This is a genomic window from Streptomyces viridosporus (assembly GCF_002078235.1).
Taxonomy (GTDB): Bacteria; Actinomycetota; Actinomycetes; order Streptomycetales; family Streptomycetaceae; genus Streptomyces; species Streptomyces viridosporus.
Map to the genome: position 1 here is coordinate 1 of NZ_MSGP01000531.1, position 6,292 is coordinate 6,292.

The 6,292-nt window shown below is 69.6% G+C and carries 5 protein-coding genes and 1 pseudogene; 3 read left to right on the plus strand and 3 right to left on the minus strand.

Going from position 1 to position 6,292, the window contains the following annotated elements; translation table 11 throughout:
* The 3 genes from zwf to tkt all read right to left on the minus strand — a co-directional run.
* Window positions 1-981 (minus strand): glucose-6-phosphate dehydrogenase (gene zwf / locus B7L92_RS31520; protein ID WP_081240727.1); only part of this gene is annotated, 981 nt, incomplete at its 3' end.
* Window positions 982-985: 4 nt separating this feature from the next.
* Window positions 986-2,104, minus strand: a complete 1,119-nt coding sequence (gene tal, locus B7L92_RS31525) for a transaldolase (RefSeq protein WP_081240728.1) — start codon at window positions 2,102-2,104, stop codon at window positions 986-988.
* Window positions 2,105-2,138: 34 nt separating this feature from the next.
* Window positions 2,139-4,226: a transketolase gene (tkt, locus tag B7L92_RS31530; RefSeq protein ID WP_081240729.1), complete on the minus strand. Its 2,088-nt coding sequence runs from the start codon at window positions 4,224-4,226 to the stop codon at window positions 2,139-2,141.
* Window positions 4,227-4,602: 376 nt separating this feature from the next.
* Between tkt and B7L92_RS31535 the strand changes: the two genes are divergently transcribed.
* The 3 genes and pseudogenes from B7L92_RS31535 to B7L92_RS31545 form a co-directional block, all read left to right on the plus strand.
* The gene (locus tag B7L92_RS31535) at window positions 4,603-5,520 is read left to right on the plus strand and encodes a heme o synthase (protein WP_438364035.1); all 918 of its coding nucleotides are present in this window, start codon (window positions 4,603-4,605) and stop codon (window positions 5,518-5,520) included.
* Window positions 5,521-5,611: 91 nt separating this feature from the next.
* Window positions 5,612-5,944 (plus strand): hypothetical protein, encoded by a 333-nt coding sequence (locus B7L92_RS31540; protein WP_016826789.1) that lies wholly within the window; start codon window positions 5,612-5,614, stop codon window positions 5,942-5,944.
* A gap of 80 nt (window positions 5,945-6,024) precedes the next feature.
* Window positions 6,025-6,292: pseudogene (locus B7L92_RS31545) on the plus strand (amidohydrolase); the annotation flags it as partial.

The window sequence follows — 6,292 nt, forward strand, 5'->3', positions numbered from 1 at the left end:
GATGCCCTCCTCCTCCAGGTACCCGATGACCTTCGCGCCGCCCTGCCAGCCGGCCGCGTACTGCCCGCGCACGGTGTCCCGGCCCAGGTCCTTCGGCAGCCGGACGGCGCCGAGCACCTTGGTCTTCTCCGCGGCCAGCGCGTCCGCGTCGAAGGAGGCGGGTTCCTCCATCGCGGTGAGCGCGAGCAGCTGCAGGAGGTGGTTCTGGATGACGTCGCGGGCGGCGCCGATGCCGTCGTAGTAGCCGGCCCGGCCGCCGATGCCGATGTCCTCGGCCATGGTGATCTGCACGTGGTCCACGTAGGACCGGTTCCAGACGGGCTCGAACATCTGGTTGGCGAAGCGCAGCGCCAGGATGTTCTGGACCGTCTCCTTGCCCAGGTAGTGGTCGATCCGGAAGACCTGGTCCGGGGCGAACACCTCGTGGACGATCGCGTTCAGCTCCTCGGCCGACCTCAGGTCGTGGCCGAAGGGCTTCTCGATGACCGCGCGGCGCCAGGAGCCGTCCTTCTGGTCGGCCAGTCCGTGCTTCTTCAGCTGCTGGATGACCACCGGGAAGGAGCGCGGCGGCACCGAGAGGTAGAAGGCGAAGTTGCCGCCCGTGCCCTGGGCCTTGTCCAGCTCCTCGATCGTGGCGCGCAGCCGTTCGAAGGACTCGTCGTCGTCGAAGGTGCCCTGCACGAACCGCATGCCCTGGATGAGCTGCTGCCAGACCTCCTCGCGGAAGGGGGTGCGGGCGTGCTCCTTGACCGCGTCGTGGACCACCTGGGCGAAGTCCTCGTTCGCCCACTCGCGGCGGGCGAAGCCGACCAGCGAGAAGCCCGGCGGCAGCAGACCGCGGTTGGCGAGGTCGTACACGGCCGGCATCAGCTTCTTGCGCGACAGGTCGCCCGTCACGCCGAAGATGACCAGGCCCGACGGCCCCGCGATGCGCGGGAGCCGTCGGTCTGCGGGGTCACGCAGCGGGTTGCTGCTGGACAACGTGTCAGCCCTCCGCGGGGGCGAGGCGCTGCAGCTCCGCCTCGGTCGACTTCAGCAGGTCGTTCCAGGAGGCCTCGAACTTCTCGACGCCCTCCTCCTCCAGGAGCCGCACCACGTCGTCGTACCGGATGCCGAGCCTCTCCACGGCGTCGAGGTCGGCGCGGGCCTGCTCGTAGGTCCCGGCGACGGTGTCGCCGGTGATCTCGCCGTGGTCCTCGGTGGCCAGCAGGGTGGCCTCCGGCATGGTGTTGACCGTGTTGGGGGCCACCAGATCGGTGACGTACATGGTGTCGCTGTACGCCTTGTCCTTCACCCCGGTGGAGGCCCACAGCGGACGCTGCTTGTTCGCGCCCTCGCGCTCCAGCGCGTTCCAGCGGTCCGAGGAGAAGACCTCCTCGTACGCCTGGTAGGCGAGGCGGGCGTTGGCGACGGCGGCCTTGCCGCGCAGCGCCTTGGCCTCGTCGGTGCCGAGCGCGTCGATCCGCTTGTCGATCTCGGTGTCCACGCGGGAGACGAAGAACGAGGCCACGGAGTGGATCTTCGACAGCTCCAGGCCGCGCTCCCTGGCCTTCTCCAGACCGGTCAGGAACGCGTCCATGACCTTGCGGTAGCGCTCCAGGGAGAAGATCAGCGTCACGTTGACGCTGATGCCCAGGCCGATGACCTCGGCGATCGCCGGGATGCCGGCCTCGGTCGCCGGGATCTTGATGAGGGTGTTGGGCCGGTCCACCAGCCAGGCCAGCTGCTTGGCCTCGGCGACGGTGGCGCGGGTGTTGTGGGCCAGACGCGGGTCGACCTCGATGGAGACCCGGCCGTCCCGGCCGTCGGTGGCGTCGAAGACCGGGCGCAGGATGTCGGCGGCGTCGCGGACGTCCGCCGTGGTGATCATGCGGATGGCCTCTTCGACGGTGACCTTGCGGGCGGCGAGGTCGGTCAGCTGCGTGTCGTAGCCGTCGCCCTCGCTGATCGCCTTCTGGAAGATCGTCGGGTTGGTGGTGACGCCCACGACGTGCTGCTGGTCGATCAGCTCGGCGAGGTTGCCGGACGTGATCCGCTTGCGCGACAGGTCGTCCAGCCAGATCGCGACGCCTTCCTCGGAAAGGCGCTTGAGTGCGTCTGTCATGGAAATTCCATCTCCTACGTGTCGTATGTGAGCGTCAGCGCTGAGCTGCGGCAATCGATTCCCGCGCGACGGCGGCCACGTTCTCGGCGGTGAAACCGAACTCCTTGAACAGCACCTTGCCGTCCGCCGACGCACCGAAGTGCTCCAGGGACACGATGCGGCCGGCGTCCCCCACGTACTTGTGCCAGGTGAGTCCGATCCCCGCCTCGATCGCGACGCGCGCCTTCACGGACGGCGGCAGGACGCTGTCCCGGTACCCCTGGTCCTGCTCCTCGAACCACTCGACCGACGGCATGGACACCACGCGCGTCGGCACGCCGTCGGCCTGGAGCCGCTCGCGCGCCTCGACGGCGACGTGCACCTCGGAACCGGTCGCGATCAGCACGACCTGCGGTTCGCCGCCGTCGGCCTCGAACATCACGTAGCCGCCGCGCGCCGCGTCCTCGTTCGGCTCGTACGTCGGCACGCCCTGGCGGGTGAGGGCCAGACCGTGCGGGGCGCCCTTGCCGAACTCCTTGGTCCAGCGCTTGAGGATCTCGCGCCAGGCGATCGCGGTCTCGTTCGCGTCGGCCGGGCGGACGACGTTCAGGCCCGGGATCGCGCGCAGCGAGGCCAGGTGCTCGACCGGCTGGTGGGTCGGGCCGTCCTCGCCCAGGCCGATGGAGTCGTGCGTCCACACGTACGTCACCGGCAGGTGCATCAGCGCCGACAGGCGCACCGCGTTGCGCATGTAGTCGGAGAACACCAGGAAGGTGCCGGCGTAGATCCGGGTGTTGCCGTGCAGCGCGATGCCGTTCATCTCCGCGGCCATGGCGTGCTCGCGGATGCCGAAGTGGATCGTGCGGCCGTACGGGTCGGCCTCGGGCAGCGGGTTGCCCGCCGGGAGGAACGACGACGTCTTGTCGATCGTGGTGTTGTTGGAGCCGGCCAGGTCGGCCGAGCCGCCCCACAGCTCCGGGATCACCGCGCCGAGCGCCTGGAGCACCTTGCCGGAGGCGGCGCGGGTGGCGACGCCCTTGCCCGGCTCGAAGACCGGAAGCTTGTCCTCCCAGCCCTTGGGCAGCTCACCGGCCGCGATGCGGTCGTACTCGGCCGCGCGCTCCGGGTTGCCGCCGCGCCACTCCTGGAACGACTTCTCCCACTCCGCGCGGTCCTGCCTGCCCCGCTCCAGCGCCTTGCGGGTGTGGCCGATGACCTCGTCGGAGACCTCGAAGGTCCGCTCCGGGTCGAAGCCCAGGACGCGCTTGGTGGCCGCCACCTCCTCGTCGCCCAGCGCCGAGCCGTGGGCGGCCTCGGTGTTCTGCGCGTTCGGGGCCGGCCAGGCGATGATCGAGCGCATCGCGATGAAGGACGGCCGGTCGGTGACCTTCTTCGCCTCCTGGATCGCGTCGTAGATCGCGTTCGGGTCCAGGTCGCCGTCCGGCTTCGGGGCCACCCGCTGCACGTGCCAGCCGTAGGCCTCGTACCGCTTGACGGTGTCCTCGGAGACGGCCGTCTCGGTGTCGCCCTCGATCGAGATGTGGTTGTCGTCCCACAGCAGGATCAGGTTGCCGAGCTTCTGGTGACCGGCCAGCGAGGACGCCTCGGCGGAGATGCCCTCCTGCAGGCAGCCGTCGCCGGCGATGCAGTAGACGAAGTGGTCGAAGGGGGACTCGCCCTCGGCGGCCTCCGGGTCGAACAGGCCGCGCTCGTAGCGGGCGGCCATCGCCATGCCGACGGCGTTGGCGACGCCCTGGCCCAGCGGGCCGGTCGTCGTCTCCACGCCCTTGGTGTGCCCGTACTCCGGGTGGCCCGGGGTCTTCGAGCCCCAGGTGCGGAAGGCCTTCAGGTCGTCCAGCTCCAGGCCGAAGCCGGCCAGGTACAGCTGGGTGTAGAGGGTCAGGGACGAATGGCCGGCGGACAGCACGAAGCGGTCGCGGCCGACCCAGTCGGGGTCCGACGGGTCGTGCCGCATCACCTTCTGGAAGAGGGTGTAGGCGGCAGGCGCCAGGCTCATCGCCGTACCCGGATGGCCGTTACCGACCTTCTGTACGGCATCGGCGGCCAGGACGCGGGCGGTGTCGACGGCCCGCTGGTCCAACTCGGTCCACTCGAGGTCTGTGGTGGTCGGCTTGGTGCTCACCCTGAGTCAGGGCTCCTCTCCACATGTCGGATGCCGGTGTCTGCCCACCGGCGAGGTCGAGCCTACCCCCGTAGGACGTGCCTTCTTTCGAGTCATTCCAGACTGTGGGAACTCCCGTGGATCCGCCTCCTGACTAGGACATCGACGTATTCGGCAGATGAATACGGAGCCGCTCATCCGGGTGCTCAATCGAGCTCGAAAGCGCACCTCGGAGACCGCCGCACAACACGATCGGACCCCCGGGGATGTCCGGGTCTGGGCAACGTCTACAGTGGCGTGGTACGCGCGAGCCCTTTACCGCCGTTTCCCATCGCGGGGGCTTGCTGGGATCTCTGTAGGGGTGTGCGTGACGGCCGTTGAATCCCGTCCAGCGGGAATGCTCGGGACGAGCCAGAGCCCGGCCCATCGGCCGTTCGGGGCGCGTGTCATGGCGTTCGTGGCTCTCACCAAGCCGCGGATCATCGAGCTGCTGCTCATCACCACCGTCCCGGTGATGTTCCTGGCGCAGCAGGGCGTGCCCGACCTGAAGCTGGTGCTGCTGACCTGCGTCGGCGGCTACCTGTCCGCGGGCGGCGCCAACGCGCTCAACATGTACATCGACCGCGACATCGACGCGCTGATGGACCGCACCTCCCAGCGCCCGCTGGTGACCGGCATGGTCAGCCCGCGCGAGTGCCTGGCCTTCGGCATCACCCTCGCGGTCGTCTCGACGCTGATGTTCGGCCTCACCGTCAACTGGCTGTCGGCCTGGCTCGCCCTCGGCGCGCTCCTCTTCTACGTCGTCGTCTACACGATGATCCTCAAGCGGCGCACGGCGCAGAACATCGTGTGGGGCGGCATCGCCGGCTGCATGCCGGTGCTGATCGGCTGGTCCTCGGTGACGAACTCCCTCTCGTGGGCCCCGCTCGTCCTCTTCATGGTCATCTTCTTCTGGACGCCGCCGCACTACTGGCCGCTGTCCATGAAGGTCAAGGACGACTACGCACGCGTGGGCGTGCCGATGCTGCCGGTCATCGCCGGCAACAAGGCGGTCGCCAAGCAGATCGTGATCTACAGCTGGGTCATGGTCGGCGTGTCCCTGCTGCTCACCCCGCTGGGCTACACGGGCTGGTTCTACACCGCGGTCGCCCTGGCCGCCGGCGGCTGGTGGCTGTGGGAGGCGCACGCGCTGCTGAACCGCGCGAAGGCCGAGGTGACCGGCGCCAAGCTGAAGGAGATGCGCCTGTTCCACTGGTCCATCACCTATGTGTCGCTGCTCTTCGTGGCGATCGCGGTGGACCCGTTCCTGAGGTGACCGCCCGCTGACGCCGATCGGGCGGGGGACGTGGCCAAGGCCACGGACCCCGCCGTCGCCGTTCGATCTACTCGTCGGTAGCATCCTGGTCATGGCAGACACGCAGCAGGTGGACCCGAAGGCCGAGCAGAAGGCGGCCCGGCTCGCCCAGCAGATCAGCGGCTTCGCCAAGGCGCACGGCGGCGCCGAGGGGCAGATCGCCTACCTCGGCCAGCGCGGCGCCCGGATCGTGCTCGTCGGCGAGGACGGCGGCTGGGGCGACCTGGTCGCACCCTCCTACGCGATCGCCGAGAGGGCGGTGGAGAAGGCGGGGATCACCGTCCACGAGGACTTCGACGGCGAGTTCGCGGCCAAGGTCAGGACCGGCCCGTACGAGTGGAGCCGTATGGCGGGCATCCAGGTGGGCGGTCCCTCCAACGGCTGACCGGCCCGACCGCAACACCTCCGCACCGGTTCACCCGTTAGGACGTGTAGGCAGCACAGCGTCCAGACGGGGAGCCCCGGATGATCGACCCGCCGTCCCTCGTGGACCAGTACTGCCACGGCGTACTGCGCACGGAGCTGGGCCTCGGCACCTTCGAGGCCCAGCTGGCCCGCACCGAGGGGCCGCCCGCCCCCGGCACCACCCTCTTCGACACCCAGACCGGGTTCGCCGTACGCCGCTGGTGCCCGCCCCTGCTCGGCCTGGAGCCGCACTGCCCGCCCGCCCGCTATCTCGCCCGGCGCCGTGAGCTGGGCGTCGTCGAGGCGGGACGCCCAGCTCACGGCGCCG